This window comes from Rhodanobacter denitrificans (assembly GCF_003335105.1).
Taxonomy (GTDB): domain Bacteria; phylum Pseudomonadota; class Gammaproteobacteria; order Xanthomonadales; family Rhodanobacteraceae; genus Rhodanobacter; species Rhodanobacter denitrificans_A.
In genome coordinates this window covers 19,529-46,247 of sequence record NZ_QFWQ01000002.1, presented here as the reverse complement: position 1 = coordinate 46,247, position 26,719 = coordinate 19,529, and the positions used below count along the sequence as shown (strand labels likewise).

Here is a 26,719-nt window from a genome sequence, read left to right as displayed (position 1 = left end):
CTCCGCCATACTTGGCGGATGAACGACCTCGATGACACCGAGTCCGACGACGTCGGCGCCCTGCTCGGTGCCGACGGCCCGTTCGCGCGTGAGTTGCCGGATTTCGCGCCGCGGCTGGCGCAGCAGGCGATGGCGCGTGCGGTGCGGCAGGCGATCGCGGCGCGCGACACACTGATTGCCGAGGCCGGCACCGGCACCGGCAAGACCTATGCGTACCTGGTGCCGGCGCTGTTGTCGGGCGAGCGCGTGATCATCTCCACCGGCACCAAGGCGTTGCAGGATCAGCTGTATTTCCGCGACTTGCCGAAGGTGCGCTCCGTGCTCGGCACACGGCTGAAAACCGCCTTGCTGAAAGGCCGTGCGAATTACCTGTGCCTGTACCGGCTCGACCAGACCGTGCGCGAAGGCGCCAGCTTCGAGCGCACGCAGGCGGCGCAGCTGGCGACGATCCGCGCGTGGTCCGCGCGCACCCGCCGCGGCGACCGGATGGAGCTGGCCGAGGTGCCGGAGGAGTCGCCGCTGTGGCCGCGGGTCACCTCGACGCCGGAGAACTGCCTCGGCGTGGAGTGTGCGTTCTACGACGACTGCCACGTATTCAAGGCGCGTCGCGAGGCGATGGAGGCGGACGTGGTGGTGGTCAACCATCACCTGCTGTTCGCCGACCTTGCGCTGAAGCAGGAGGGTTTCGGCGAGATCCTGCCCGGCGCGGCGGCGTTCATCCTGGACGAGGCCCATCAGATTCCCGAACTGGCCGGCCAGTTCTTCTCGCAGAGCGTCAGCGCTCGCCAGCTGAGCGACATGGCGCAGGATGCACTGACCGAATGCAGCGGCGTCACCGGTGCGATCGGCCTGCTGCTGGAGCCGGTGGAGGCGCTGCAGGACGCGTTGCGCAAGCTGCGCCTGGCGCTGGAGCCGTTGCCAGCGCGCGGCGCGTTCCAGCTGCTGGAAGATCGCGCCGACGTGCGCACCGCGCTGCACGATTTGCGCGAACTGCTCGCCACGCAGGCCGAACTGCTGGCCTCGCAGGCCGAGCGCTCGCGCGGCTTCGCCAACCTGCACGAACGCGCCGAACTGTTTGCCGAACGGCTGGACCGCATCGTCGAGTCGCACGGCGACCACGACGTGCGCTGGTACGAGACCTTCCCGCGCGGCTTCGCGCTGTACGCCACACCGCTGGACCTGGCGGCACCGATGCGCGGCCTGCGCGAACGCACCCAGGCCGCGTGGATCCACACCTCGGCCACGCTGTCGGTGGCCGGCAACTTCGACCACTTCGCGCGCCAGCTCGGCCTGGACGAGCCGCAGACGCTGAGCCTGGAAAGCCCGTTCGACTACGCGCGCCAGGCGCTGTGCTACCTGCCACCGGACTTGCCCGACCCGAACGCGCGCGACTACACCGACAAGGTGATCGAAACCGTGCTGCCGGTGCTGCATGCCTCCAGCGGCCGCGCGTTCCTGCTGTTCACCTCGCATCGCGCGCTGCGCCGTGCCGCCGAACTGCTGCAGGACAAGGTGCCGTGGCCGCTGTTCGTGCAGGGCACCGCGCCACGGCCGCGGTTGCTGGAGGAGTTCCGCGCCAGCGGCCATGGCGTGCTGCTCGGCGCGGCCAGTTTCTGGGAAGGCGTCGACGTCGTAGGCGAGGCGCTCAGCGTGGTGGTGATCGACAAGCTGCCGTTCGCCGCGCCCGACGATCCGGTGCTGATGGCCCGTCTCGCCGCGCTGGAACAGTCCGGCATCAACCCGTTCATGGGCTGGCAGGTGCCCAGCGCGGCGATCGCGCTGAAGCAGGGCGCCGGCCGCCTGATCCGCAGCGTGCACGACCGCGGCGTGCTGGTGCTGTGCGACCCGCGCCTCACCGGCAAGGGCTACGGCAAGCTGTTCCTCGCCAGCCTGCCGACGATGCCGCGCACGCGCGAGCTGGCCGATGTGCGTGCGTTCTTCAGTGATGCGCCCGTCATGGCATCGTCGGACAACAGGTAGGGCCGCCGCCGATGGCCATCCTGCCGGCCACCGTTGCCGGCAGGATCACGCTCAGGCCCGCGCGACCTCGACCGTCACGTGCACCAGTTCCTCGTGGATGGCCAGCTGCCGGCGGACCTCTCCGGCGTCGATGGCCGTGCTGGCGACCAGCGCCAGGATGCAGGCATAGCTGTTGCGGCCGACGCGCCAGACGTGCAGGTCGCTGATGGCCGCCGTCGGAAAATATTCTTTCACGACATCGCGGATTTCCATGACCACCGGCTGGTCCATCTCGGCGTCCAGCAGGATCCTGCCGGACTCGCGCAACAGGCCGACAGCCCAGCGCGCGACCAGGATCGAACCGGCGATGCCCATTACCGGATCGAGCCAGGCGGCGCCGTAAAGCTTGCCACCGAGCAGCGCGACGATGGCGAGCACGGAGGTTGCCGCGTCCGCGACGACGTGCAGGTAGGCCGCGCGCAGGTTCACGTCGTGGTGACGGTGTCCGTCATGCCCGTGGCCATGCCCGTAATCATGTCCATGCGGGTGATCGTGCCCGTGCCCGTGATGGTGCTCCCCCTTCAGCAGCCACGCGCACAGCAGGTTGACGCCCAGGCCGAGCACCGCGATCAGGATCGCGTCGTCGTAGTGGATCACGGCGGGCACGAACAAACGTTCCAGCGACTGCACCATCATCAGTGCGGCGACCACGGCGAGCAGCAGGGCACTGCTGAAACCGCCGAGTATCTCGATCTTCCAGGTGCCGAAGGCGAACCGGCCGTCCTTCGCGTAGCGCCGGGCCAGCACGTAGGCCATCACGGAGAGGCCCATCGCCAGCGCATGCGAACTCATGTGCCAGCCGTCGGCCAGCAGCGCCATCGAATTCAGCCAGTAGCCGCCGGTGATCTCCACCACCATCATGGCCGCCGTGATGAACACCACCTGCCTCGTGTTGCGCTCCGCCTTCGCGTCGACGTGGTTGAACTGGTGGCTGTGGGTGAACGGAGAGGCGTCGGGCGCGGACATGGTTCGATCTCTGGCAATATACTCCCCCATAGTATATGAGCGAAGGACGATCGCCATGTCCCATATCCACGAAAACCGGAAGAAGCTGGTCGCGCGGGTGCGTCGCATCAGCGGCCAGGTGGCTTCGCTCGAACGCGCGATCAAAGGTGAAGCCGAGTGCGGCGCCGTGCTGCAGCAGCTGGCCGCCGTGCGCGGCGCGGTCAACGGCCTGATCCTGCAGGTGATGGAGGGGCACCTGCGTTCCCACGTGGCCGACAGCGGCAACACGAAACAGCAGGATGAGCTGCTGCCGGTACTGGCGGTGCTGCGCAGCTACCTCAAATAGCGGCGGAAGGGGCTCCATGGGGCGTTTTGACGCCATCCTGGAAAAGTTCACACTGTTCCCCGTCTTGAGTGGGTGATCGTGTTCCATCGGGGACGCTGGTGGGGCGCTGCGAGGCTGAATCTGACTTGCCGTTCGATGTCTGCTTTGGCCAGGAGTTGACGATGGGCCATCGGGAGCGCCCGTCTCAGTAGGGTTGGATTGCACGATTGAGGTCGCCGATGGTGACGTAACGATCCCGACCATCCGGTATTCTCCAGTTCGACGTTCGGGCATCCGCCAACAGCCGGATGACGTCACGGGGGAGCGTTATGTGGGGGTATTACGTTGCGTTGGCGTTGCGAAGCAGTGCGCGAAGCAAGGCTTTGACGACACTGGTGATGGCGCTGCTGGCTTTCGGCGTGGCGGCGTGCATGGTGTCTTATGCCGTGTTCCGCGCGACCACGAGCAATCCACTTCCCGCCAAATCTTCCCGGCTTTTCGTGCCTCAGATCGACAATGTGGGCCCGTCCTACAACTGGGGAGGCGATCCACGTGTGGGACTCAGCTACATCGATGCGATGGCGTTGTGGAAGGCACACGAAGCGAAGCGCCAGACGATCCTCTTTGCCTCGACCTGGCAGATGAACCCGGCTGATCGCCCCACGCAGGCCATGTCGCTGGATGGCGACGCGGTGACCGCCGATTTCTTCCCGATGTTCGATGTGCCTTTTCGCTATGGCAGCGGCTGGACGGCGGATGACGATGCGCGGTACGCCACCGTTGCCGTGATCAGCCAGGACCTGAACGAAACGCTGTTTGGCGGACAGAACAGCGTGGGGCGGGAGATGCGGCTGGATGGCCAACTCTTCCGGATCACCGGTGTGCTGCAGAACTGGAACCCGCGGCCGCGGTTCTTCGACATCGGCAGTCACGGAACCGTCTACAACTTCGATGACGCAGGTGATATCTACATCCCGTTCACTCGCGCGACCGAGATGAAGAAGGACAGCAAGTTCGTGTTCTGTCCGACGGCATCATGGCGATCGGACACCGCGCACTGGGGTGCCTACCTGCGCAGCGAATGCGATCGGATCGACGCCTGGGTGCAGCTCGATACTCCTGCCGAGGTCGCCCACTACCGCGAGTTCCTGCACAACTACGCCGCCGAGCAGCAACGCCTCGGGCGCTTCGCGTGGGCGCCCAACATCCGCCTGCGCAACCTGACGGACTGGCTGGCGGACCAGTTGGGTACGCCCAAGGTGTCGAGCCTGTCGATGCTGGTTTCCGGCAGCTTCCTGCTGATCGTGCTGGTCAACGTGGTCGGGCTGATGCTGGCCAGGTTCATGCGGAGGGCGCCGGAAATTGGCGTGCGTCGCGCCCTCGGCGCATCGCGGGCCGCCATCTACCGGCAGTTCCTGACCGAGGCGGTGACGGTGGGCCTGTTCGGCGGCCTGCTCGGCGCGGCACTGACGCTGCTGGGCGTATGGGGTGCCGGAGGCCTTTTCGAGCCGAACATTGCACGCCTCGTACATGCGGATACCTCGCTGGTAGCGCTGACCGTGCTGCTCGCCATGGCTGCCACGGTGATTTCGGCCCTGTACCCGACCTGGCGCGCGGCGCAAACCCAGCCCGCCTGGCAAATCAAGATCAATTGAGGTTCCCGTCATGGCACCAGCGAGGACATTCATGCAGTTGCGTCCCATTGTTGCTGCATTGGGTCGACACAAGGTCGCCACCCTGCTTATCGTCCTGCAGGTGGCGCTGACGCTGGCGGTGGTGTCCAACGCCATGTTTATCGTGGCATCGCGCATCGTCCACCTGTCCCGCCCCACCAGCACGGACGAAGCCCACCTTTTCGTTATCCGCAACGGCTGGACGATGGGCCAGAATGCAACCCAGCTCGATGCGAATATTCGCGCCGACCTGGATGCCTTGCGTCACGTGGCGGGCGTGCGTGACGCGTTTTCCAGCCAGGGGTTTCCGCTGGCAGGATACAACGTCAATATCATCACGCACCTCAAGCTCGACCCGGAGCAGAAGACCAACGCGCAGTTGGTCACGTTCTTTGCTTCGGACGAGCACACGATCGACACGCTGGGAATATCGCTGGTCGCCGGGCGCAACTTCCGTCCCGATGAAATCGCCGCCATCGGCCCCAACGACAAAATGGATCCGGCCGGCATCGTCGTCACCCGCAGCCTTGCCGACAAGCTGTTTCCCGATGGTTCGGCCCTGGGCAAGACGGTCTACCTGCCGGATGGGCCTGCCGCCATCATCGGCATCGTTGCAAGCCTGCAGGGACCGCTCAAGAATTCGAGAGCCATGGATGGATTTACGGTGCTGGTCCCGATGCGCTTTGTCGATCCCGCCGGCGTCATCTACATGGTGCGCACTGAATCCACGGACATGAAACCGGCGATCACGGCCTCGCTGAAAGCACTCCAGGCGCGCGGAGGCATCCGCATCATCGCCCCGAGAGGAGGCGTCGTGACCATGGCTCAGGTCCGTGAGCGCGCGTATGCGGACGACCACAGCGTGGCGATGCTGATGAGCGTCGTCTGCGGGTTGCTGCTGCTGGCCACGGCAGGCGGCATTGTCGGGCTGAGCAGTTTCTGGGTCAGCCAGCGGCGCAGGCAGATCGGTATCCGCCGCTCGCTCGGCGCGACGGCGGGCGACATCCTGCGCTACTTCCATGCCGAGAATTTCCTGATCGTCAGCGGCGGCGTCGTACTCGGAGCGTTGCTTGCGTTCCTGGCGAATCTCGGCCTGATGAATGTCTATGAATTGCCACGCATGCCGCTTTATCTGCCACTGGTTGGTGCGCTGCTGTTGTGGCTGCTCGGTCAGGTAGCCGTATGGGGACCGGCACGATATGCCGCCAGGGTGCCGCCCGTAGTGGCGATTCGCTCGGAGTGAACGGCGGTTGCAGTACCCTGATTTGAACGCGCGCGAAACCGCTGCCGTCAATCCAGCGCCGCACTGAAACGGTCCCCGCGTGGAAGGTGAGGCTGCTGTGGATCGAGCGAGGCGATTGGCTGATCGTGTTTCACCGGGACGCTGGGGGGCGTGTCGAGGCTGCATCCGACGGCTGCCCGGTACCCGCTTTCGACCGCGGATCAAGCCGGTCGACGCAACCGATTGTCGAAACGTGCTTCCGCCGTTCGTCGTGGCTCTGTGAATGGCCCCGATGCACCTGGGCATCCTGGTTCCAACCACCGTCACAAGACCAAGGAAGAATCATGGCTACCGCAACGGCAATGAAAAGAAAGCTGGTGTTGAAGATGTCCGTCTCCCTGGACGGCTTTGTCTGCGGACCGAACGGCGAGGCCGACTGGATATTCCGCTCATCCGGGGGCGCCGATTCCACGGCGTGGGTGCTCGATACGCTTGTCGGAGCCGGCGTGCACGTCATGGGCAGCCGCAGCTATCACGACATGGCGGCGTTCTGGCCCTATTCGGACATGACGATCGCCCCGCCGATGAACGACATCCCCAAGGTCATTTTTTCGAGGCAGGGGATCACGCACGGCCCGCAGGCGGATCGGACGACGGCGGCGCTCGCCGAAGCACAAGCACGCAATGCGCAGCGGCATGGCGTCACGCCGACGGCGGCGGTCCTCAGGTCCTGGGCCGAACCCACCGTGGCAAGCGGCGATCTCGCGGAGGAAATCCTCCGGCTGAAGGCACAGCCGGGCAATTTCATCCTTGCGCATGGCGGCGCCCGGTTCGCCCAGAGCCTCGTTGCCTCCGGCCTCATCGACGAATATCGACTGGCCATCCATCCGGTGGTGCTGGGCCAGGGCCAGCCACTGTTCTGCGCGCTGCGCAGCCCGGTGGATCTGCGCCTGGTCAGCGTGACTCCCTTTGCTTCCGGCGCCATGGCCGCCATCTACCAGCCGGCATGAACCGCCGCGCGCGGGCGGAATAGCTCGCGACGAGGCCCGGCTGCTTCGCGCGCGGAGTTCCGGGCCTTGCGTGCGGCGAGATCCGTGCCGGGTTCGATTCGAACGCACGGATGGCCGGTCCCGGAGCGGCCGCGCCGCTGGTGCGAAGTCTCGCCGTCATCGGCGCGCCATCTTGCGGCCCGTTGCCGGACTGCCGTTGCCCGCGCCGGTGCCGTTGCGGCTGTTCTGATCGGGGCTCCGATCCGGGGAGGGCGAGATGATGCAATGGACACAGACAGTGATGGCGAAGGTGCTGGGCATCGGCGTGCTGGCGTTGCTGATGACGATACCGCTGCTGCAGGTGAACGGGCTGGTCAGTGAACGCCAGCAGTTGCGCGAGACGGCGATTGCGCAGATTGCGCAGGGGTGGGGTGGCCGGCAGGTGCTGGGCGGCCCGGTGCTGGTGGTGCCGACCGTGCGCCCGATGCCAATGGAAGGCTTGGTGGCGGCGCCGTGGCAGGTGGGCAGCGAGAGCTTGCTGGCGGATACGCTGCGGCTTGATGCGGCGATGGACGTGCAGATGCGTGGCTACGGCATCTATACCGCGCCGGTGTTCGTCGCCACGGTGAAGCTCGACGCGCAGTTCCGAGCGCAGGACCTCGCGCATTATCGCCAGGCCAGCGCCGCCCGGTGGCAGGGCGGCAAGGCCGAGTTGCGGCTGCCGGTCGGTGACCTGCGCGGCCTGCAGGAGGTGAGCGGGCTGCGCATCAACGGCCAGCCGGCGCGCTTCGAATCGTCGGCCGAGCGGCTCGGCCTGTGGCCGACCGTGGTGGTGCCGATCGACCTGGATGCGCTGGGCGGGCAACCGATCGACGTGCAGGTCGACCTGAAGCTGGCCGGCACCGAGGCGCTGCAGCTGCTGCCGCTGGCGCGCAGCACCGAGGTGACGATGCGCGCGCCGTGGCGCGATCCCAGCTTCGTCGGCGCGGCGCTGCCGCTGGAACATGCCATCGACACTCGCGGCTTCAACGCACACTGGCACCTGCTCGATCTCAACCGCAGCTATGGCCAGCACTGGGTCGACAACGATGCCGCGATGATCCCGGCGCTGCAGGCATCGACCTTCGGCGTGCAGCTGTACCAGCCGGTCGACGTGTATCAGCGCAACGTGCGCGCGGGGAAGTACGGGCTGCTGTTCATCGCGATGACCTTCGTGGCGTTCTTCCTGTTCGAGGTGCTCAAGCGGCTGCGCGTGCACCCGGTGCAATACCTGCTGGTCGGCGCCGCGCTGGCCACGTTCTACGTGGTGCTGCTGGCGCTGTCCGAGCAGATCGGCTTCGGCCCGGCGTATGCGCTGGCGGCGGTCGCGGTAGTCGTGCTGGTGGGTGGCTACGCGACGGCGGTGCTGCGCGCGCGGCGCGCCGGCTTGTTGCTGGGTGGCGTGCTGGGGCTGATCTACACGGTGCTGTACGGGCTGATCGCGGCTGAGCAGTACGCACTGCTGATCGGCGCGCTGGTGCTGCTGGCGATGGTGGGCCTGATGATGTACCTGACCCGCCGCATCGACTGGTATGCCTACGTACCCAAGTCGACCGAGCCGCCAGCCGCTATCATGGACAAACCATGAACCTGCTCGCGATCGAAACCGCCACCGAAGCCTGCTCCGTCGCCCTGATCCACGGCGACGAGCTGATCGCCCGCAGCGAGATCGCGCCGCGCCGGCACACCGAACTGGTGCTGCCGATGGCCGACGAACTGCTGGCCGAAGCCGGCATCGGCCGCCACGCGCTGGACGCGATCGCGGTAGGCCGCGGCCCCGGCGCATTCACCGGCGTGCGCCTGGGCGTGTCGCTGGCGCAGGGCATGGCGCTGGCGCTGGACCTGCCGGTGGTCACCGTCTCCTCGCTGGCCGCGCTGGCGCTGGAAGCGCCGGAGGAAGACGGCACCGCGATCCTCGCCGTCATCGACGCGCGCATGGGCGAGATCTACGCCGCCTGCTACCGCCGCGACGACAACGGCGGCCTGATCGCGCTGGACGACGAACGCATCTGCACCGCCGAGACGCTGGTTCTGCCCGAAGCAGGCATGTGGCAGGTCGTCGGCACCGGCTGGGCCACCTACGCCCCCGTGCTGAGCCAGCGCCTCACCGGCACCCTGCATTCCGCCGATGGCTTGCGTTATCCGCAGGCCGCGCATGTTGCCGAACTGGCCATGCGCGAGTTCAAGGCCGGCCACGTGCAGGCGCCGGAACTGGCCTTGCCGGTGTACCTGCGCGACAAGGTGGCGCTGACGCTGGTGGAGCAGGGGAAGGCCTGAGCCATCTGTCGGTTCTGATTCCGAGCTGGTAGCGAAGCCGAATACGTGTCGGTGCAGATGATCCTGGGCCGTTGGAAGGGGGGCGTATGCAAGTCAGGTATCAGTATCGATGTGATGTCGAATACTTCAGGGCCGTGATTGATCGGCAGTATCGGCAAGGCCCTTGGCTATTCAGGCTGCCCGTGCAGTTCGGCGTGATCGGCTTGGCGTGCGCAACGGCTTTTGCCGCAAGCGCCGACACTTCCATGGCATCGCGGGCCGTGTTGTTCGTCATGATCCTCGGCCTGGTCGCCGCTGTTGGAGTCTGGGCGACCAAGCAAAGCCTCATGATGAAATTTCGACGCAAGCCCGGTTTTGGGGCCGCGGTGGCGGTGTCGATTTCGGATGCCGGTGTCGAAGTGGATGGCAACCAGTCCTGGTCGAAGCTGGAATGGTCAACCTATCCTGCCGCCGTCCGCTTCAACGACGGAATCCTGCTGAAAAGACCGCGCTCCATAAGGTGGTTGCCAGATTCGGCAATTGTCGATGGCAGTGCGGCAGAAGCCACGGAACTGGTTGCTTCGAAGACCTGTCTCCGCCACGTTCGATAGTCGCGGTTGTTGTCGGGCACATCCAGCTTGGCGGCTGCCTACGGCCTGGCAGCGTGTATTCCGGTGATGCCGCGTGCAGCATCACCGGCGAAGCATCAAAGCTGCCCGATCACCCATTGCACCAGCAAGCTGCTCACCGCCACCGCGATCCACACGCCCAGCCCCAGCAGGATCGGCCGCGCGCCGCTGGCGGCCATCCTGCGCAGGTTGGCGGACAGGCCGATCGCGGTGAGCGCCACGATGATCAGGAACTCGGCCAGCAGGTGGATGGCCGGCTGGATCGCCACCGGAACCAGGCCGGCGGTACGCACCGCCGAGGCGACCAGGAACCACAGGATGAACCATGGGAAGATGCTGGCGAGGCTGAACTGGCCGACGCTGCCGGCTTCGGCGTGCTTGCGCTTCTCGCGGGCGGCGACCGCGAAGGCGAGCACCAGGCACACCGGGATGATCAGCGTGGCGCGGGTCAGCTTGACGATGGTGGCATAGTCGCCGGCGGCGTGGCTGTAGCTGTAGCCGGCGGCGACCACCGACGAGGTGTCGTTGATCGCGGTGCCGGCCCACAGGCCGAAGCCGAGGTCGGACAGGTGCATCAGATGGCCGAGCAGCGGGAACAGCAGCACGGCGACCAGGTTGAACAGGAAGATGGTGGAGATCGCGAACGCGGTGTCGTGGTCGTCCGGGCGGATGATCGGGGTGACGGCGGCGATCGCCGACCCACCGCAGATCGCGGTGCCCACGCCGATCAGGATCTTCAGCTTGTCGTGCACGCCAAGCCAGCGACCCAGTGCCCAGGCGCTGACGAAGGCCACGGTCATCGTCACCAGGGTCACCGACAGCGATTCGAGGCCGGTCTTCGCCACCTGGCTCAGGCTGAGCCCGAAACCCAGCGCGATGATCGACCACTGCAGCACCTTCTTGCCGGCGAACGCGATGCCGGGGGAGTAACGCTCGCCCGGCGACAGCAGGTTGCGCACCACGATGCCCAGCACGATGCCGATCACCGGGCCGCCGATCAGCGGCAGGCGGCGGCCCAGCCACAGCGCCAGCAGGCCGATCGCGACCGCCAGCAACAGCCCGGGGGCACGCTGCCTGAGCAACGAGGAAGGAACGGAAAGGGTCGAGGTATTCATGCATGGGCTCCGGCAACTGCGCCATTGTCGGGCCGCATGCCAATCAGGAAAATTTGAAATATATGATTGGATATATCAGGCAAGCTGATAGGATCGACCGATGATCAACATCAGCCCGCGCCAGCTGGACGTGTTCGTGCAGATCGCACTGCACGGCAGCGTGCGTGCCGCCGCCGAGCGGCTGCACCTGACCCAGCCGGCGGCCAGCATGGCATTGGCGGAGATGGAGCGACAGCTGGATGCGCCGCTGTTCGACCGCGAGCGCGGCCGCCTGCACCTGAATGTGCGTGGCCGCGAACTGCTGCCGCTGGCGCAGGAGCTGCTGGAGCGGCATGCCGAGTTCGGCCGGCTCGGGCGAGCGGAAGGCGCTGCGCTGGGCGGCGAACTGCGCATCGGCGCCAGCAATACGGTGGGCAATTACCTGGTCGGGGAACTGCTCGGCGGTTTCGTGCGCGCGCACCCGCAGGTGGCGATCCGCCTGCGCGTGGCGAATACCGAGACGATCGCCGCCGGCATGCTCGAGCACAGCCTGGACATTGGCTGCGTCGAAGGCCCGGTGGCGCATCCGCTGCTGGAAGTGCGGCCGTGGCGCGACGACCTGCTGGTGGTGTGCGCGCCGCCGGAGCATCCGCTGGCGCGCAGGCGCGGCCTGAAACCCGCCGATTTCGCCGGTGCGCGCTGGGTGCTGCGCGAACCCGGCTCGGCCACCCGCGCCACCAGCGAAAGGGTGCTGGCGCAGTTGCCGCCGGGCGAGACCGTGCTGGAGCTGGACCAGATCGAGGCGATCAAGCAGGCGGTGGTGGCCGGGCTGGGCATCGCCTGCCTGCCGGCGGTGGCAGTGACCGATGCGTTGGCGACCGGCCGCCTGAAGGCGCTGAAGACGCCGTTCCTCGACCTGCGGCGCAAGCTCTCGCTGCTGCTGCATCGCCAGAAGTACCGCGGCACCCTGCTGGATGCGTTTCTGGAAGGCGTGTGACGCGCAGGAATCAGCGGGTGGACGCGCCGACGATCTCCGCCAGCATCGCCGCGGCCTGCTCGTGCGTGGGTGCGTTCAGCAGTCGCGCGGCGTGGCGGCGCAGGTACGCGTGGTCGAGCGTGGCGAGGCGGTCCCGGACCTGCAGGATCTGCGCCGGATGCATGCTGAACTCGTGGAGGCCTAGCAGCAGCAGCAGCGCGGCGAAGTTCACGTCGCCGGCGATTTCGCCGCACAGGCTGACCGGCTTCTTCGCGCGGCGGCCGGAAGTGAGCACGTGCGAGATCAGCCGCAGCAGCGCCGGCTGCAGCGGGTTGTAGATGTTCTCCAGCGCGTCGTTGCCGCGGTCGGCGGCGAGTACGTACTGCGCCAGGTCGTTGGTGCCGATGGCGAGGAAGTCGGCGTGCTCCAGCAGGGCGCGCACGTTGATCGCCGCGGCCGGCACCTCGATCATCGCGCCCAGCGGCAGCTTCTCCGGCAGGTCGATGGCCTCGCGCTTCAGGTCCTGCCGCGCCAGCTTGAACAGCGTGCGCACCGCGATCATCTCGTCCGGCTGGGTCACCATCGGCACCAGCACGCGCACCGGGCCGTAGCAGGCGGCGCGCAGGATCGCGCGGATCTGGGTGGTGAACACCGCCGGATAGCGCAGCGACAGGCGCACGCCGCGCACGCCGAGCGCGGGGTTGTCCTCGCCGCGCAGGGTGAGCCCGGCGGCGTCGGCCTTGTCGGCGCCCAGGTCCAGCGTGCGGATGGTCACCGGCAGGCCGCCCATGCCCATCACCAGGTCGCGGTAGGCGATGAACTGCTCGTCTTCCGAGGGCAGCGCCTTGTGCTTGAGGAACAGGAACTCGGTGCGGTACAGGCCCACGCCGTCGGCGCCGCGGGCGCGCGCCATCGCCACGTCGGCCGGCGTCTCGGCGTTCGCCAGCAGGGCGATCTCGACGCCGTCGCGGGTGCGCGTGGGAGCGTTCGCCAGCTTGGCCAGGCGCCGGCCTTCGGCCGCGGCCTCGCGCTGCCAGGCGCGGTAACGCGAGAGGTCCTGCGCGGCCGGGTGCACGATCGCCTCGCCGCGCTCGGCATCGAGCAGGATCAGGTCGTCGTCGTGGATGTTGGACAGCGCGTCGCGGGTGCCCACCAGCATCGGCAGGCCCAGGCTGCGCGCCAGGATCGCGCTGTGCGAGTACGCGCTGCCGGAACTGGCGACCACGCCGAGCAGGCCGTTGCCGGCCAGCTGCGCCATGTCGGCCGGCGCGATGGAGTCGGCGATCAAAATCTCGCCCACGCGCGCGGCCAGCTTGCGCTCCTCCGGGCTGGTCTGCCGCTGCAGCGCGGAGATCACCCGGTTGATCACCTGCTCGACGTCTTCCTTGCGGCTGCGCAGGTAGGGGTCGTCCATCGCCTCGAACACGGCGGACAGGCGGTCGCGCTGCTTCTTCAGCGCGGCGCCGGGGCGGTAGTGGCCGATCCGCACCAGGTCGTCCAGCCCGCGCAGCAGTTCGGCGTCGTCCAGCAGCAGGCTGTGCGCGTCGATGAATTCGTTGACCTCGCGCGCCAGCGCGCCGTGCAGCTTGCCGCGCAACTCGCGCAGTTCCTGCCGCGCGGTGTCCAGCGCCTGGTGCAGCTTCGCCAGCTCGCCCTCGATCTCTTCCTCGGCCAGCGGCCGGGTGTCGACCGCGTAGCGGCTGGGCTGCACCAGCCGCGCACGGCCAAGCGCCATGCCGTGCGCGGCGATGGTGCCGGTGAGGACGTGTCTCACGGGCGGCTCCTGGCGAAACCGGGAAACCCGCAACGGGACTTCCCGACGGTCGGAAGTCGGGAATCGGCAATGGGAAAAGCGGGCGGCATGACGCTGACGGTGAACCGCCAGCCCATGCGCGCCGTGCTCTTGCCGATTCCCGATTCCCGATTCCCGGCTTCCATATGACTCATGCTCCTTCGTCGAACTTGCGCTCGAACAGCTCGATCACCGCGGCCAGCGCGGATGCCTCGTCCGACCCGTCGACCCGAATGGTCAGCGGGCTGCCGAGGCCGGCGGCCAGCATCATCACGCCCATGATGCTTTGCGCGTTGACTTCCCGACCCCTGCTGACCAGCCATACGGTGGATTTGAAACCCTGCACCAGTTGCACCAGCTTGGCCGAGGCGCGGGCGTGCAGCCCCAGCTTGTTGGAAACGACGATCTCTTGCTCAAGCATGGTCGATGAAAATTCCCCCGCGGCCACCGCTGGCCGCGATCTCGGCCAGTTCGTCCAGTGGTTTCTCCGCATAGTTGAGTACGCGCAGCAGCATCGGCAGGTTGAGGCCGGATACGCAGTGCAGGTGTACGCCGAGCGCGCCCAGCGACAGGCCGATGTTGCACGGCGTGGCTCCGTAAAGGTCGGCCAGCACCAGCACGCCGTCGCCGGTATCGAGCTCGCGCGCATGACGCACGGTGAGCTGGCGCATCGCGTCGGGGTCCGATTCCGGCGGAATCTCCACCGCCGCCACGCGCAGCGGCAGCCTTGGCATGACGTGGTGCGCGGCGGAGATCAGCGCCTGACCGACCGCCTCGTGGGTCATCAGCAGCACGCCGACGCTCATGTCCGGCGACCCGCGGTGGCGATGTGCAGCGGCAGATCAGTCATCACTCGAGCTCGCGATGGAAGGTGACCACGCCTTCGCGACGGTCGCGATAGTGGGCGGCGAGCTTCTCGACCAGGTAGACCGAACGGTGGCGACCGCCGGTACAGCCGATCGAGATGGTCACGTAGCTGCGGTCGTCCTGCTCGAAGCGCGGCAGCCAGGCGTCCAGCCAGCGTGCGGTGTCGGCGAAGTATTCGCCCACCAGCGGCTCGGCATCGAGGAAGTCGCGCACCGGCGCGTCCTTGCCCGACAGCGGCCGCAGGTGCGCGTGCCAGTGCGGGTTCGGCAGGCAGCGCGCATCGAACACGAAGTCCGCATCCAGCGGCAGCCCGCGCTTGAACGCGAACGACTGGAACATCAGGGTCAGTCCCTCGGTGGCCTGCGCGTAGCCGGTGGCGACCAGCCGGCGCAGCTGGTGCACGTTGAGCTCGCTGGAGTCGATCACCTTCTCGGCGATCGCCATCAGCGGGCGCAGCAGGCGGCGTTCCTCGGCGATCGCGTCGGCCAGCGACACGCCGCGGGTGGCCAGCGGATGACGGCGGCGCGTTTCCGAATAGCGCTTGATCAGCACCTCGTCGCGGCAATCCAGGAAGATCAGGTGCACCTGGACGCCGGCGCGGGCCAGCTCCGACAGCACGGTCGGCATGTGTGCGAAATCGGTGCCGCGGTTGCGCACGTCCACGCCCACCGCGATGCGCCGCGGCCGGCCGCGACGGTCACCGCTGGTGGCTGCGTCGACCAGTTGCGGCAGCAGTATCGACGGCAGGTTGTCGACGCAGTAGAACTCCAGGTCCTCCAGCGCGCGCAGCGCCACCGTCTTGCCGCCGCCGGACATGCCGGTGAGCACGATCAGGTGGATGTCGTGCGGGTCGACCCGCTGGCTGGTGGAGGGAAAATCGTCGCTCATGCGTTCACCATGGGGGCAGCCGCTGCAACTGGTGTGCCTGGCGGTCGATGAAGGTCTGCGCGGGATCGATGCCCTTGCTCTTCAATGCGTGGTTGCGCACGGCGGCCTCGACCAGCACCGCCAGGTTGCGGCCCGAGGCCACCGGGACGGTGATCATCGGCACCTGCACGTCGAAGATCTCGCGATGGCCGATGTCGCCGGTGAGGCGGGTCAGCGTGTCGCCGCTGTCGCCGAGATTGACCTCGCCCTCGCGCAGCGGCTTGAGGTGGATCACCAGGCGCAGATACTTGGAGATCTTGACCGACATGTGGCCGAACATCTCGCGCACGTTGAGCACGCCCAGCCCGCGCACTTCCAGCAGGTCCTGCAGCAACTCGGGGCAGCTGCCGTCGATCACGTCCGGCGCGATCAGGGTGAATTCGGTGGCGTCGTCGGCGACCAGCCGGTGGCCGCGGCTGATCAGTTCCAGCGCCAGCTCGCTCTTGCCGGAGCCGGCCTCGCCGGTGATCAGCACGCCGATCGAGAACACCTCGAGGAACACGCCGTGCAGGGTGACCTTTGCCGCCAGCATGCGCGCCAGGTGGTACTGCATGTAGGTCAGCAGCTCGTGGCCGCGCTTGGGGCTGATCCACAGCGGCGTGTCGGTTTCTTCGGCGACCTCGCGCAGGTCGGCCGGCACGGCCTGGTCCTTGGTGACGATCAGCGCGACCGGCTGGTAGGCGGCGATCTTGTGCATCACCTCCCAGCGCTGGCGCGAGTCCAGCCCGTCGAGGTAGTTCAGCTCCTCCGAGCCGATGATCTGGATCTTGTTCGGGTAGATGACGTTGAGGTAGCCGATCAGCGACGGCCGGCGAGCCTGCGCCGCGCCCGGTTCGAGCGCGCGCGATTCCCCGCGCATGCCGGACACCCAGCGCAAGGCCATGCGTTCGTGGACGCTGTCGTAGAGCTGTCGTGCGCTGATCCGATCCAAGCCTTGGGTCCCTTGCGCCGCGTGCCGTGGCCCGGTGGACCTTCGCGGCAGTGTGCTCATTGTGCCAGCTTGGACGATGGCGTGTGTCCGGAGGGCAAAACGGCCCGCCCCGGGCGGGGCGGGCCGTGACGGGCCGGAGCCCGGGGCGGTCAGCCGTACTGGCGCTCTTCGCGGGTTTCGCGCTGATGCTTGTCGGCGACCTTTTCGCGGTGCCTGCGCAGCTGGTTGACCAGCTTGTCGAACAGCACGTCGATGGAGGCGTACATGTCGGCCTCGGTGGCTTCGGCATGCAGGGTGGCGCCGATGACGCCCAGGGTGCCCTCGGCACGTTGCTGGAGCTTGTCGACCGAGAGCACGATCGCGAGGCTCTTCAATTTGTCGTCGAGGCGGGTGAGGCGGTCGAGCTTGGCGGTGGCGTGGTCGCGCAGGGCCGGGGTGACTTCAATCTGCTGGCCGCTGAGTTGGAATTGCATGGTGCGCCTCCTCTGGTGGTGCAGTGCCGCGTTTCGCGGCGGGGTGGACGCGCCGGGCCGGGGTGGCCGCGGCACATCGTCAATCATCCTGTAGCAGGTATGGGAGCGATTTTTCGTTAACCAAGTTCCCGCGGATAGCCCCTGCGACAATCAGCCCGCGCGCTGGCGCTCGCTGGAGGTGGGTATACGCAATCCCTCGCGGTATTTGGCGACGGTGCGGCGCGCGACCTGGATGCCCTTGCGCTGCAATTCCTCGGCGATCGCCAGGTCGGACAGCGGCTTGCGCGCGTCCTCGGCCTCGATCAGCTTGCGCAGCATGGCCTGGATCGCGGTGGCCGACGCGCTGCCGCCGTCCTCGGTGGAGACGCCGCTGGAAAAGAAATACTTCAACTCGAAGGTGCCGCGCGGGGTGTGCATGTACTTGCGCGTGGTGACGCGCGAGATGGTGGACTCGTGCATGCCCACCTCCTCGGCCACCTCGCGCAGCACCAGCGGGTGCATCGCCTCGGGGCCGTAGTCGAGGAACGCGCTCTGCCGCCGCACGATCGCCTCGGCGACCTTGAGTAGGGTCTCGGCGCGCGATTCCAGGCTCTTGATCAGCCAGCGCGCCTCCTGCAGCTGGCCGCGCATCCAGCTGGCGTCCTCGCCGTGGGCCCGCGCGATCAGGCCGCAGTAGTGCTGGTTCAGGCCCAGCCGCGGCTGCGCGTCCGGGTTCAGGCTGACCCGCCAGCGGCTGCCGTCGCGCAGCGCGTAGACATCGGGGGCGACGTATTCCACCGGCGTGGCGTCGAGCGCGGCGCCGGGGCGCGGGTCGAGGCTGCGGATCAGCACGGCGGCGTCGGTCACGTCGCTCTCGCCGGCGCGCAGGCGCCGTGCCAGCCGGGCGGTATCGTTGCGTGCCAGCAGCTCCAGCTCGCTGTCGACGATGCGCAACGCCAGTTCGCGCTGCGGTGTCTCGGGGGCGAACTGTTCCAGTTGCACGCGCAGGCAGTCGCGCAGGTCGAGGCTGCCCACGCCGGCGGGGTCGAAACCCTGCAGCCGGCGGCGCACGGCATTGATTTCCTCGACGCTGGCATTGAAGCCGGCGGGCAGCGCGGCGAGCACGGGCTCCAGCCCTTCGGCCAGGTAGCCGTCGGAGTTCAGCGCGTCGATCAGCACGGTGGCGATCAGGTGCTGGCGCGGGTTGAACGAGGCCAGGTTGAGCTGCCACAGCAGGTGCTGCTGCAGGGTTTCCGGCGCGGCGTTCTGTGGCTCGAAATCGTCGTCGCCGCGCATGCCTGCGCCGCTGCCGGCGCTGCCGCTGCTGGAGAAGTCGATCGGTGTCTCGGCTACACCGCCACCGTCCGACCAGTCGCCGGTGTCGTCGCCGGCTTCATCGCCGGCGGGCACGCTGGCCGTGATCGTCTCGTTGCCGGGATATTCGTTTTCGGTCCCGCCGCTCTCGTCCGCCTCGTCGTCCTCGACCTCCTCGGCGAACTCCAGCAGCGGGTTGCTCTCGGCGATCTGCCGCAGTTCGGCTTCCAGCTCCAGCTGCGACAGCTGCAGCAGACGGATCGCCTGCTGCAGTTGCGGCGTCAGGGTCAGCTGCTGGTGGAGGCGAAGCTGGAGGGCGGGTTTCATGCCGGCGGGGTCGGATGGAATCGCGGCCATCGTAACGCGTGCCTGTGGCCGCAGCCATAGCCCGCGGCCGCGCCGGAAGCCCGCTTCGGCAGATGACTCAGAGCCGGAATTCGCGACCCAGGTAGACCTCGCGCACCTTCTCGTCGGCGAGAATGTGCGCCGGAGTGCCGCGCGACAGCACCTCGCCTTCGTTCAGGATGTAGGCACGGTCGCAGATGCCCAGTGTCTCGCGCACGTTGTGATCGGTGATCAGCACGCCGATGCCGCGCTCCTTGAGGTGCCGCACGATGCGCTGGATCTCGCCGACCGAGATCGGATCGACCCCGGCGAACGGCTCGTCCAGCAGCATGTAGCGCGGGTTGGCGGCCAGTGCGCGGGCGATTTCCACGCGACGGCGCTCGCCGCCGGACAGGCTGACGCCCTTCTGTCCGGCGATGTGCTCGATCTTCAGCTCGTCCAGCAGGTTTTCCAGCTCGCTGTTGCGCTGCTGCGCGCTCAGCCCGTCGCGCAGTTCCAGCACGGCGAGGATGTTGTCCGCCACGCTGAGCCGGCGGAACACCGAGGCTTCCTGCGGCAGGTAGCCGATGCCCAGCCGGGAACGCGCATGCATCGGCAGGCCGGTGATGTCCATCTTGTCCAGCTTGATCGTGCCGCCGTCCGTCTCGATCAGGCCGACCACCATGTAGAAGCAGGTGGTCTTGCCTGCGCCGTTGGGGCCGAGCAGGCCGACCACCTCGCCTTCGCGGATGGAGAAGCCGAAATCGCGCACGACCTGGCGGGACTTGAAGCTTTTCTGCAGACCTTCGGCGGAAAGCATCGGTTACTGCTGCCCCTGCGGGGTGGGCACGCTTTTGGCCGGCGCGGGCGCGGCGGAGCCGGCCGGTTTCGGCTTGGGCCGGAAGGTCATGTGGACCAGGCCGTCGCCGGCGCTCTCGCCAGTCATCTGGCTGGTCTCGGTGTTGTAGGTGAGCTTGTCGCCATGCGCTTCGCCGCGGCCCTTCTGGGTGACCGAGGCGTTGCCGCTGAGCACCGCGATGCCATTGAGGTTGTCGTAGTCGAGCGTGGCGGCGTCGCCCAGCATCAGGTTGCCGTTATCGTCCAGCTGCTCGAGATGGGCCGGGCTGCCGGTGATGACCACCCGGCTGATCTGGGTGTCCGCGTCGAAATACACCTTGGCCTGTGCGCCGGTGGCCTTCAACGTGCCCTGGGTGATCACCACGTTGCCGGTCAGCGTGCTCACGCTGTTCGGTTTCTGGAAGCCGTCGAAATTCTTGGCGGCGACCTGCATTTCCTGCTGGCGGTCGCTTTTCCTGGCCAGCGCCGGCTGGGCCGCGAACAGGCCCAGGGCGACCACGGCGAGCGCGAACCTAGCGCTGGCGCGGCGGGAAGGTGGCATGGACGTCATCGAGCAGCTCCAGGTGTTTGTCGTTGAGGTCGGCACGCATGCCGATACCGCTGATTCTAGTGCCGCCTTGCACCATCTGCGCCGGGGCGGCGGTTTCCAGGCGATTCTGCTTCGGCCAGGCGGTGACGTCGGCGGTCTGGATGCGGGTCGCCGGCGTATCGTCGAACGCCGCCCGGTTCATTTCCACCGGACCCTGCAGCTTGAGCTGGGTACCGTCCTTGTTGACCCAGCCGTACAGCGACTGGCCCAGCCAGTCCGGCACGCCGGCCTGGTTGGCCGGCAGCTGGAAGGTGGGCGCGTTGAGGTAGAGCGATTCGTCCCCCTCGCGACGCTCCAGGTGCGGCGACTGCAGGTGGAAGCTGGGCAGGCCCTCGGCGTTGTACTCGGTCATCCGGGCGTCGGTCAGGGTGTAGCCGGAACGCGGCGGCCCGACGAAATCGGGGGTCTTCGGCGCCGGCCCCAGCCACCAGAGCAGCAGCTGGCCCAGCCCGGCGGCCACGGCGACGGCGACGGTCGCGGCCGGCAGGCGCCGGTCGCGCAGCCAGAGGCGCAGGTTCATTGCCAGCGCTCCCGTTCGGCATCGCTGCGGCCCTGGGCGTGCAGGATCAGGTCGCACACCTCGCGCACGGCACCCATGCCTCCGCTGCGGGCGGTCTGCCAGTGCGCGGCCTCGGCCACCCAGGGGTGCGCGTTGGCCACCGCCACCGCCAGCCCGGCGATGCGCATCGGTGGCAGGTCGGGCAGGTCGTCGCCGGTGAAGGCGGCCTGTTCGGGTGCCAGATGCAGTGCGTCCAGCAGTTGCTGCAGGCAGATGCGCTTGTCGCCCTGGCCCTGGTAGACGTGGGCGATGTCCAGTTCCTCGGCGCGCAGGGCGACCGGGTGGCTGATCCGCGCGGTGATAATCGCCACCTGCACGCCGTTCGCCTGCAGCCGCTTCAGGCCGAGCCCGTCGTGCACGTGGAACACCTTGGTCTCGCGGCCGTCCTCGCCGTACCACAGGCGACCGTCGGTCAGCGTGCCGTCCACGTCGAACACCGCCAGGCGGATCTTCGCGGCGCGGGTCAGGAGGTCGGTGGGGAGATTGGCGAGATAGGGCATGGGCTTGGGGTTGCTCGCGAAGGGCGTCGAGGAGCGGGCTTGTCTGATTTGCCGATTCGCCTTGGCGAATCGGCAAATCAGGCCGTATCAGACGACACGCGCACGGAGCAGATCATGAATGTTCAGCGCGCCGACCACATGCTGTTCGTCGTCGACCACCAGCAGGGCGTGGATCTGGTGCCGCTCCATCATCTGCGCCGCCTGCGCCGCCAGCTTGTCGGCGCCGATCGTCTTCGGGCCGCGGGTCATCAGCTCGGCCACGGTGGCACCGCGCAGGTTCACGCCCTCGTCGTCCAGCGCGCGACGAAGGTCGCCGTCGGTGAACACGCCGAGCAGGTGGCCGTCGGCGTCGACCACGGCGGTCATGCCCAGGTGCTTGCGGGTCATCTCGACCAGGGCAGCGGTGAGGCTGGCGTCCGGCGATACCCGAGGTACTTCGTCGCCGGTGTGCATCACGTCGCTGATGTGCAGCAACAGGCGCCGGCCCAGCGCACCGGCCGGGTGCGAGCGGGCGAAGTCGTCGGAGGTGAAGCCGCGCGCCTCCAGCAGCGCGATCGCCAGCGCATCGCCCAGCGCCAGCGCCACGGTGGTGCTGGTGGTCGGCGCCAGGCCCAGCGGGCAGGCTTCGCTGGAGATGCTGCCGTCCAGGTGCACGTCGGCCTGGGTCGCCAGCGAGGAGGTCGGGCGGCCGGTGATCGCGATCAGCGGGATGCCCTGGCGCTTGATCACCGGCAGGATGAGCAGCAGCTCGTCGGTCTCACCGGAATAGGAGATCGCCAGCACCACGTCCTGCGGCAGGATCATGCCGAGGTCGCCATGGCTGGCCTCGCCCGGGTGCACGAAGAACGCCGGCGTGCCGGTGGAGGCCAGGGTGGCGGCGATCTTGCGCCCGATATGGCCCGACTTGCCCATCCCGCTGACCACCACGCGGCCCCGGCAACCCAGGATCAGCCGGCAGGCCTCGACGAAGGCCGGCCCGACCCGCGCCTCCAGCGCCTCGACCGCCGCCGCCTCGGTGGCGATCACCGTGCGCGCGCTGCGCATGATGGCGTCCGGATCCAGCTTGGCCGGCGTGGCGGGAGAGGGCGGGGCGATGCGTGCGTTCATGGGGGCTCGACAAGGAAGGGAATGGCGGTCATCCCGCCGGACGAGGGCCGTCGCCTGCGCCGGTCTGGATCTGCCGTCATTTCTGCGCCAGAGGATTTCCATTACCATGGCATATCCGCATTTTAACGTCATTGAGCCAGTGCGATGGGTTCCCGTCGCGACGGAACCCCTTCCGGCTGGCCAGCCTCCCGTATGGAACACTCCCCGATGGACCCTGCCCGCATCCAGGCAATGATCGTGAACGGCCTGCCCGGCGCCCAGGTGGAGGTGAGTGGCGATGACGGCGTGCATTTCGAGGCCACCGTGGTCGCCAGCCAGTTCGCCGGCAAGCTGCCGCTGGCCCGGCACCGGCTGGTCTACGCCACGCTGGGTGAGCTGATGGGCGGCGCGATCCATGCGCTGGCCCTGAAGACCCTGACCCCCGAGGAAGCCGCGGCGCGCCATTGAGGGCTGCAGCCGCACTTCCCCCTCCGAGTTTCGATTGAAGGACTTTCGATGGCCAAGATCCTGATCAGCGGCGGTACGCCGCTCCATGGCGAGGTAGGCATTTCCGGCGCCAAGAACGCCGTGCTGCCGATCCTCGCCGGCTGCCTGCTGGCCGACGAGCCGGTCAGCATCGGCAACGTGCCGCACCTGCACGATGTCACCACGTTCATCGAGCTGCTCGGCCAGATGGGCGTGCAGCTGGTGCTGGACGACCGCATGAAGATGCACGTCGACCCCCGTACCACCAGTACCTGCGTGGCGCCGTACGACCTGGTGCGCACGATGCGCGCCTCGATCCTGGTGCTCGGCCCGCTGGTGGCGCGCTTCGGCCAGGCCGAGGTGTCGCTGCCGGGCGGCTGCGCGATCGGCTCGCGCCCGGTCGACCAGCACATCCGCGGCCTGCAGGCGCTGGGCGCCGAGATCACGGTCGAGAACGGCTACATCAAGGCGAAGGCGGGTCGGCTCAAAGGCGCGCGCATCCTGATGGACATGGTCACCGTGACCGGCACCGAGAACATCATGATGGCGGCCACCCTGGCGCAGGGCACCACGGTGATCGAAAACGCGGCGCAGGAGCCCGAGGTGGTCGACCTGGCCCATTGCCTGATCGCGATGGGCGCGCAGATCGAGGGCGCCGGCACCTCGACCATGGTCATCCACGGCGTGGAGCGCCTGCACGGCGCCGAGTACGAGGTGCTGCCCGACCGCATCGAGACCGGCACCTTCCTGGTCGGCGCGGCGATGACCGGCGGCAAGGTGCGCGCGCGGCATGCCCGCGCCAGCACGCTGGACGCGGTACTGGCCAAGCTGGAGGAGTCCGGCGCGCACATCACCACCGGCGACGACTGGATCGAGCTGGACATGGGCGGCCGCCGCCCGAAGGCGGTCAACATCAGCACCGCGCCGTACCCGGCGTTCCCGACTGACATGCAGGCGCAGTTCACCGCGCTGAACTGCGTGGCCGAGGGCACCGGCGTAGTCACCGAGACGGTGTTCGAGAACCGCTTCATGCACGCGCACGAGCTGCAGCGGCTCGGCGCGGACATCCGCCTCGAGGGCAATACCGCGGTGGTGCAGGGCGTCGCGCAGATGAGCGGTGCGCCGATCATGGCCACCGACCTGCGTGCCTCGGCCTGCCTGGTGCTGGCCGGGCTGGTGGCCAAGGGCGACACCACGGTGGACCGCGTCTACCACATCGACCGCGGCTACGAGAACATCGAGGAAAAGCTCGGCGTGCTCGGCGCGAAGATCCGCCGTTTGCCGAACTGAGTGGTTGCGTAGCGCGTACAGCAAAAAAGCCCGACGTTGCCGGGCTTTTTTCGTACTGGCCATATGTGAAGAGCTTCAGTCGGCCCGGTAACTCACAAGCTCCATCACCATGTCGCCGCCGTCGTGCTGCGACAGTTTCACCGGCAGCGGGTAACGGTCGGGGGCGTACCAGGCGCTGAAGCCGCGGTCGGCGTCGGTGCGGTCGACCCGTTGCGCGGCGAAGCTGCCGGCGGGAACCTTGACGTTTTCCTTGCCGGTCACCTTGAAGTGCTGCACCTGCACTTCCTGGCGCACCGCGACCGGCAGCGCGACCTGCCGCTTGCCGTCGCGCAGGGCCAGGCCCAGCGCCAGCGGCAGGGTGTTGCGCTCGACCATGCCTGGGCTGGTCGGGTAGCTCCGCGGGCCCTTGCCCTCGTCCACGGTCACGCGGTTCTTCGACCAGTCGGCCACCAGGTGACGCTGCTTGGCCTTCACCGCGGCCTGCATCTGGTAGTCGTAGCTGATCGCCTCAGGCACGTCGCCCTTCCAGCGGAAACGCGAGCTTTCCGTAACGCTGGCGCCGAGCAGGGCGGCCAGTCCACCAGTGCCCTTGACGTCCTTGCCGTAGATCCACTCGCCGTTGCCGGCCGCGCGCAGGGTCACCGTGGCGACACCCATCGGCTGGCCGCCCTGCGATACGTTGTAGGTTGCGGTGAAGGCGCCAGGCGTGGCGGCGGGGGCAGTCCGGGCGCCGAGCAGCAGGCCGAGGCCGAGCAGGGGAGCGAGCAGGGGTCGGATGGTCATGCGCCGAGTCTGCCGAGACCGGGCTGAACCGGCTTTAAGGAACAAGGCCGTCGTCGCCCAGCCGCAACGGGGTCGACAGCGGCTGCCCGTCGAAGCGCGGCGCTCCATCCCATTGCAGCCGTCCCGCGGCCAGCAGGTTCAGCACCGCCGGCAGCAGCCGGTGTTCCAGCGGCAGCAGGCGCTGCGCCAGGCGTTCCTCGTCGTCGCCGGCCTCGATCGCCAGGCACGCCTGCGCGATCACCGGGCCGCCGTCCAGCTCCGCGGTGACGAAATGCACGCTGGCGCCGTGCTCGGCATCGCCGGCTTCCAGTGCGCGGCGATGGGTGTGCAGGCCGCGGTATTTCGGCAGCAGCGAGGGATGGATGTTGATGATCCGGCCCACCCACGGCTTCAGCGCCTCGCCGTCGAGGATGCGCATGAAGCCGGCCAGCACCAGCCAGTCGGCGCCGCTGGCGGCAATGCGCCGGAACAGGTCCAGGTCGAACGCGCGGCGATCCGGGTAGCTGCGCGGGTCCAGCGCCAGGGTCGGGACGTTGGCCGCCTCGGCCAGGCGGAGCGCGCCGGCGCCGGCCTTGTCGCTGCCGACCAGCACGAACTCGACCGGCAGTTCGCCGCGCGCGCGCGCCTCGAGCAATGCAGCAAGGTTGCTGCCGCGCCCGGAGGCGAGCACGGCGACTTTGGCTGGCATGACCGGCACCGAACGGATCAGCCGATATGCACGCGTTCGTCGCCCGCCGCGGGCACGATCGCGCCGATCACCGAGCTGGCCAGGCCGTGCTTCGCCAACAGCGCGGAGGCGGCGGCCACCGCGTCGCGCGGCAGGATCACGGTGAAACCGACGCCGCAGTTGAACGTGCGCCACATTTCCTCGCGTGCCACGTTGCCTTCGCGCATCAGCCAGTCGAATACCGGCGGCAGCACGATGGTGGACGCGTCCAGCGCGATGCCGAGGCCGTCCGGCACCACCCTGATGATGTTTTCCTTGAGACCGCCGCCAGTGATGTGGGCCATGCCGTGGATCTGCTCCGGCTGTGCGCGAAGCAGGTCGAGCATGCTCTTGACGTAGATCGTGGTGGGCGCCATCAGCGCGTCGACCAGCTTCACGCCGCCGAGGTCGAGCTCCAACCTGCCATTGTCGGCCGTGCAGCCGGCGCGCTCGAGGATCCTGCGGATCAGCGAATAGCCGTTCGAGTGCGGTCCGCTGGAGGCCACGCCCAGCACCACGTCGCCGGCCACGATGGCGTCGCCGGTGAGCATCCGCGACTTCTCCACCGCGCCCACGGTGAAGCCGGCCAGGTCGTATTCGCCCGGCGGGTACATGTCCGGCATCTCGGCGGTCTCGCCACCGATCAGCGCGCAACCGGCCAGTTCGCAGCCTGCGGCGATGCCGCCGACCACGGCGGCGGCGGTGTCCACGTCGAGCTTGCCGGTGGCGAAGTAGTCGAGGAAGAACAGCGGCTCGGCGCCCTGCACCAGCACGTCATTGACGCACATGCCGACCAGGTCGATGCCGATGGTGTCGTGGCGGTTCAGCTGCTGCGCCAGCTTCAGCTTGGTGCCCACGCCGTCGGTGCCGGAGACCAGCACCGGCTCCCGGTAGCGACCGCTCAGGTCGAACAGGCCGCCGAAGCCGCCCAACCCGCCCATCACCTCGGGGCGGAAAGTGCGCTTGACCAGCGGCTTGATGCGTTCGACCAGCGCATTGCCGGCGTCGATATCGACGCCGGCGGCGCGGTAGGTGAGGGCGTCAGACATGGCGGAAACCGGCGTGGATGAAACGCGCAATTCTAGCAG

The 26,719-nt window shown here is 68.0% G+C and carries 28 protein-coding genes; 11 read left to right on the top strand and 17 right to left on the bottom strand.

The genetic code is table 11. The features are described 5' to 3' along the window. Positions 1-18: 18 nt before the first annotated feature. Positions 19-1,980, top strand: coding sequence for an ATP-dependent DNA helicase (locus DEO45_RS01205; protein ID WP_114340513.1), 1,962 nt, complete (start codon positions 19-21; stop codon positions 1,978-1,980). Positions 1,981-2,031: 51 nt separating this feature from the next. Here DEO45_RS01205 and dmeF read toward each other — a convergent pair whose 3' ends face one another. Beyond that, complete coding sequence (gene dmeF, locus DEO45_RS01200) at positions 2,032-2,985, bottom strand: CDF family Co(II)/Ni(II) efflux transporter DmeF (RefSeq protein ID WP_114340512.1); 954 nt, start codon at positions 2,983-2,985, stop codon at positions 2,032-2,034. A gap of 55 nt (positions 2,986-3,040) precedes the next feature. On the opposite strand from dmeF, the gene DEO45_RS01195 reads away from it, so the two are divergent. The 7 genes from DEO45_RS01195 to DEO45_RS01165 all read left to right on the top strand — a co-directional run bounded on the left by DEO45_RS01195 (position 3,041) and on the right by DEO45_RS01165 (position 10,079). Next, entirely contained in the window at positions 3,041-3,310 is a 270-nt protein-coding gene (locus DEO45_RS01195) for a metal/formaldehyde-sensitive transcriptional repressor (protein WP_114340511.1), read from the top strand. 362 nt (positions 3,311-3,672) lie between these two features. Further along, complete coding sequence (locus DEO45_RS01190) at positions 3,673-4,944, top strand: ABC transporter permease (protein WP_317616001.1); 1,272 nt, start codon at positions 3,673-3,675, stop codon at positions 4,942-4,944. A gap of 31 nt (positions 4,945-4,975) precedes the next feature. Continuing rightward, the gene (locus DEO45_RS01185; RefSeq protein WP_114340509.1) at positions 4,976-6,205 is read left to right on the top strand and encodes an ABC transporter permease; all 1,230 of its coding nucleotides are present in this window, start codon (positions 4,976-4,978) and stop codon (positions 6,203-6,205) included. A 323-nt stretch (positions 6,206-6,528) separates the two neighbouring features. Beyond that, complete coding sequence (locus DEO45_RS01180) at positions 6,529-7,194, top strand: dihydrofolate reductase family protein (RefSeq protein WP_223250732.1); 666 nt, start codon at positions 6,529-6,531, stop codon at positions 7,192-7,194. A gap of 256 nt (positions 7,195-7,450) precedes the next feature. Then, positions 7,451-8,800, top strand: coding sequence for a cell envelope integrity protein CreD (gene creD / locus DEO45_RS01175; RefSeq protein WP_114340507.1), 1,350 nt, complete (start codon positions 7,451-7,453; stop codon positions 8,798-8,800). Next, on the top strand, positions 8,797-9,489 hold the full coding sequence (gene tsaB, locus DEO45_RS01170) for a tRNA (adenosine(37)-N6)-threonylcarbamoyltransferase complex dimerization subunit type 1 TsaB (protein ID WP_114340506.1): 693 nt from the start codon (positions 8,797-8,799) through the stop codon (positions 9,487-9,489). Before creD ends, tsaB begins: the two co-directional genes overlap by 4 nt. A 182-nt stretch (positions 9,490-9,671) precedes the next feature. Further along, positions 9,672-10,079 carry a hypothetical protein gene (locus DEO45_RS01165; RefSeq protein ID WP_147269661.1) on the top strand — a complete coding sequence of 136 codons (408 nt, stop codon included), beginning with the start codon at positions 9,672-9,674 and terminating at the stop codon, positions 10,077-10,079. A gap of 95 nt (positions 10,080-10,174) precedes the next feature. On the opposite strand, the gene DEO45_RS01160 is transcribed toward DEO45_RS01165, so the two are convergent. After that, a complete protein-coding gene (locus DEO45_RS01160; RefSeq protein ID WP_114340504.1) occupies positions 10,175-11,212 on the bottom strand; it encodes a YeiH family protein in 1,038 nt (345 codons plus the stop codon). A gap of 100 nt (positions 11,213-11,312) precedes the next feature. Here DEO45_RS01160 and DEO45_RS01155 point away from each other — a divergent pair, with 100 nt between their 5' ends. Next, positions 11,313-12,188, top strand: coding sequence for a LysR substrate-binding domain-containing protein (locus tag DEO45_RS01155; RefSeq protein WP_114340503.1), 876 nt, complete (start codon positions 11,313-11,315; stop codon positions 12,186-12,188). Between the two features lie 10 nt (positions 12,189-12,198). Here DEO45_RS01155 and ptsP read toward each other — a convergent pair whose 3' ends face one another. The 12 genes from ptsP to DEO45_RS01095 form a co-directional block, all read right to left on the bottom strand. Beyond that, entirely contained in the window at positions 12,199-13,941 is a 1,743-nt protein-coding gene (ptsP, locus tag DEO45_RS01150; RefSeq protein ID WP_114340502.1) for a phosphoenolpyruvate--protein phosphotransferase, read from the bottom strand. 169 nt (positions 13,942-14,110) lie between these two features. After that, a complete protein-coding gene (locus DEO45_RS01145) occupies positions 14,111-14,380 on the bottom strand; it encodes an HPr family phosphocarrier protein (RefSeq protein ID WP_114340501.1) in 270 nt (89 codons plus the stop codon). Next, positions 14,373-14,765, bottom strand: a complete 393-nt coding sequence (locus DEO45_RS01140; RefSeq protein ID WP_114340500.1) for a PTS sugar transporter subunit IIA — start codon at positions 14,763-14,765, stop codon at positions 14,373-14,375. Before DEO45_RS01140 ends, DEO45_RS01145 begins: the two co-directional genes overlap by 8 nt. Before the next feature lie 43 nt (positions 14,766-14,808). Further along, positions 14,809-15,714, bottom strand: coding sequence for an RNase adapter RapZ (gene rapZ, locus DEO45_RS01135; RefSeq protein ID WP_114340499.1), 906 nt, complete (start codon positions 15,712-15,714; stop codon positions 14,809-14,811). 4 nt (positions 15,715-15,718) lie between these two features. Beyond that, the gene (gene hprK, locus DEO45_RS01130; protein ID WP_114340498.1) at positions 15,719-16,684 is read right to left on the bottom strand and encodes an HPr(Ser) kinase/phosphatase; all 966 of its coding nucleotides are present in this window, start codon (positions 16,682-16,684) and stop codon (positions 15,719-15,721) included. A gap of 149 nt (positions 16,685-16,833) precedes the next feature. Continuing rightward, a complete protein-coding gene (gene hpf, locus DEO45_RS01125) occupies positions 16,834-17,157 on the bottom strand; it encodes a ribosome hibernation-promoting factor, HPF/YfiA family (protein WP_114340497.1) in 324 nt (107 codons plus the stop codon). A gap of 150 nt (positions 17,158-17,307) precedes the next feature. Beyond that, positions 17,308-18,777 carry an RNA polymerase factor sigma-54 gene (locus DEO45_RS01120; protein ID WP_114340496.1) on the bottom strand — a complete coding sequence of 490 codons (1,470 nt, stop codon included), beginning with the start codon at positions 18,775-18,777 and terminating at the stop codon, positions 17,308-17,310. Positions 18,778-18,874: 97 nt separating this feature from the next. Then, the gene (gene lptB / locus DEO45_RS01115) at positions 18,875-19,594 is read right to left on the bottom strand and encodes an LPS export ABC transporter ATP-binding protein (protein WP_114340495.1); all 720 of its coding nucleotides are present in this window, start codon (positions 19,592-19,594) and stop codon (positions 18,875-18,877) included. A gap of 3 nt (positions 19,595-19,597) precedes the next feature. Further along, the gene (lptA, locus tag DEO45_RS01110) at positions 19,598-20,182 is read right to left on the bottom strand and encodes a lipopolysaccharide transport periplasmic protein LptA (RefSeq protein WP_114340494.1); all 585 of its coding nucleotides are present in this window, start codon (positions 20,180-20,182) and stop codon (positions 19,598-19,600) included. Continuing rightward, positions 20,145-20,741, bottom strand: a complete 597-nt coding sequence (gene lptC / locus DEO45_RS01105; protein ID WP_114340493.1) for an LPS export ABC transporter periplasmic protein LptC — start codon at positions 20,739-20,741, stop codon at positions 20,145-20,147. The genes lptA and lptC overlap by 38 nt, the downstream gene beginning before the upstream one ends. Beyond that, positions 20,738-21,280 carry a KdsC family phosphatase gene (locus DEO45_RS01100; protein ID WP_114340492.1) on the bottom strand — a complete coding sequence of 181 codons (543 nt, stop codon included), beginning with the start codon at positions 21,278-21,280 and terminating at the stop codon, positions 20,738-20,740. The genes lptC and DEO45_RS01100 overlap by 4 nt, the downstream gene beginning before the upstream one ends. Before the next feature lie 87 nt (positions 21,281-21,367). Further along, positions 21,368-22,387 (bottom strand): KpsF/GutQ family sugar-phosphate isomerase, encoded by a 1,020-nt coding sequence (locus DEO45_RS01095; protein ID WP_114340491.1) that lies wholly within the window; start codon positions 22,385-22,387, stop codon positions 21,368-21,370. Between the two features lie 207 nt (positions 22,388-22,594). On the opposite strand from DEO45_RS01095, the gene DEO45_RS01090 reads away from it, so the two are divergent. Both DEO45_RS01090 and murA read left to right on the top strand, forming a co-directional pair. Beyond that, positions 22,595-22,834: a BolA family protein gene (locus tag DEO45_RS01090; protein WP_114340490.1), complete on the top strand. Its 240-nt coding sequence runs from the start codon at positions 22,595-22,597 to the stop codon at positions 22,832-22,834. A gap of 48 nt (positions 22,835-22,882) precedes the next feature. Continuing rightward, entirely contained in the window at positions 22,883-24,142 is a 1,260-nt protein-coding gene (gene murA / locus DEO45_RS01085; RefSeq protein WP_114340489.1) for a UDP-N-acetylglucosamine 1-carboxyvinyltransferase, read from the top strand. Positions 24,143-24,217: 75 nt separating this feature from the next. Here murA and DEO45_RS01080 read toward each other — a convergent pair whose 3' ends face one another. From DEO45_RS01080 to purM, 3 genes are read right to left on the bottom strand one after another with little or no spacing between them, the layout of a single operon-like run. After that, complete coding sequence (locus DEO45_RS01080) at positions 24,218-24,925, bottom strand: DUF3108 domain-containing protein (protein WP_114340488.1); 708 nt, start codon at positions 24,923-24,925, stop codon at positions 24,218-24,220. Positions 24,926-24,959: 34 nt separating this feature from the next. Further along, entirely contained in the window at positions 24,960-25,622 is a 663-nt protein-coding gene (purN, locus tag DEO45_RS01075; protein WP_114340487.1) for a phosphoribosylglycinamide formyltransferase, read from the bottom strand. An 8-nt stretch (positions 25,623-25,630) separates the two neighbouring features. Then, positions 25,631-26,680 (bottom strand): phosphoribosylformylglycinamidine cyclo-ligase, encoded by a 1,050-nt coding sequence (gene purM / locus DEO45_RS01070; protein WP_114340486.1) that lies wholly within the window; start codon positions 26,678-26,680, stop codon positions 25,631-25,633. Positions 26,681-26,719: the final 39 nt, after the last annotated feature.